The 1,739-nt window shown below is 68.7% G+C and carries 1 protein-coding gene; it reads right to left on the reverse strand.

Features of this window, described 5'->3' with window-relative positions:
- A partial coding sequence (acs, locus tag BXY39_RS00895; RefSeq protein WP_121936963.1) for an acetate--CoA ligase occupies positions 1 to 1,739 on the reverse strand: 1,739 nt, incomplete at both ends.

Below are 1,739 nucleotides of genomic sequence, written 5' to 3' on the forward strand. Positions count from 1 at the left end.
GTGTCGAAGCTGTTCTCGGCGATTTTGCGCAGGATGCGGCGCATGATCTTGCCGGAGCGGGTCTTCGGCAGGCCGGGCGTGAACTGCAGCTTGTCCGGCGTGGCGATGGGGCCGATCTCGTGGCGCACCCATTTGATCAGCGTGGTCCGCAGCGCCTCGTCCGCCTCGATCCCGGTCTTCAGCGTCACATAGGCATAGATGCCCTGGCCCTTCAGGTCGTGGGGATAGCCCACCACCGCCGCCTCGGCCACGCTCTCATGGGCGACCAGGGCCGATTCAATCTCCGCCGTTCCCAGACGGTGGCCCGACACATTGATCACGTCGTCCACCCGCCCGGTGATCCAGTAATAGCCGTCCGCGTCCCGCCGGCAGCCGTCCCCGGTGAAATACACACCCGCATAGGCACTGAAATAGGTCTCCCGGAACCGCTTGTGGTCGCCGTACACCGTCCGCGCCTGGCCCGGCCAGCTGTCCAGGATCACCAGATTGCCCTCGGCCGCGCCCTCCAGCATCGCGCCGTCCGCATCCACCAGCGCCGGACGCACCCCGAAAAACGGCCGCGTCGCCGACCCCGGCTTCAACGCCGTCGCCCCCGGCAGCGGCGTGATCATCGCCCCGCCCGTCTCCGTCTGCCACCAGGTGTCGACGATCGGGCAGCGCTCCTCGCCCACAACCCGGTAATACCAGGACCAGGCCTCCGGATTGATCGGCTCGCCCACCGAGCCCAGAAGCCGCAGGCTCGAACGGTCATGCGCCAGAACCGGATCGTCCCCCAGACGCATCAGCGCCCGGATCGCCGTCGGCGCCGTGTACAGTATGTTCACCTTGTGCGCCGCCACGATCTCCCACAGGCGCCCGGCGTCGGGATAGGTCGGAACCCCCTCGAACACCAGCGTCGTCGCCCCGTTGGCCAGCGGCCCGTAGACGATATAGCTGTGTCCCGTCACCCAGCCCACGTCCGCCGTGCACCAGTAGACCTCGCCCGGGCGGTAGTCGAACACATAGTGATGGGTCAGGCTCGTCCACACCATGTAGCCGCCGGTGGTGTGCACCACGCCCTTCGGCGTGCCCGTCGAGCCCGACGTGTACAGGATGAACAGCGGGTCCTCGGCCGCCATCGGCTCGGCCGGACACTCGGCCGGCACCTCCGCCGCCGCCTCGTCGTACCAGACGTCGCGGCCCGCGACCCAGCCGATGTCGCCGCCGGTGTGGCGCACCACCACCACCGTGCGCACATCGGCCGAATGGTGATGCTCCAGCGCCTCGTCCACATTGGCCTTCAGCGGCACCCGCCGCCCGCCGCGCAGACCCTCGTCCGCCGTGATCACGCAGTCGCTGCCGCAGTCCTCGATCCGGCCCGCCAGCGCTTCCGGCGAGAAGCCGCCGAACACCACCGAATGGACCGCGCCGATGCGCGCGCACGCCAGCATGGCATAGACCGTCTCCGGGATCATCGGCATGTACAGCGTCACCCGGTCGCCCTTGGCGACACCGCGCGCCTTCAGCACATTGGCCAGGCGGCACACCTGCTCATACAGGGTCCGGTAGCTGATATGCCGGGCCTGGCCCGGCGCGTCGCCCTCGAAGATCAGCGCCGTGTCCCCGGCCCGCGCCGGCAGGTGACGGTCGACGCAGTTCACGCACGCGTTCAGCACGCCGTCCTCGAACCAGCGGATGTCCACATCCCCGCCAAAGTCCGTCGACTTGATCGTCTGCGGAAACCGCATCCACTCCAGGCG

It is taken from the genome of Eilatimonas milleporae, assembly GCF_003688555.1.
Taxonomy (GTDB): domain Bacteria; phylum Pseudomonadota; class Alphaproteobacteria; order Sphingomonadales; family Kordiimonadaceae; genus Eilatimonas; species Eilatimonas milleporae.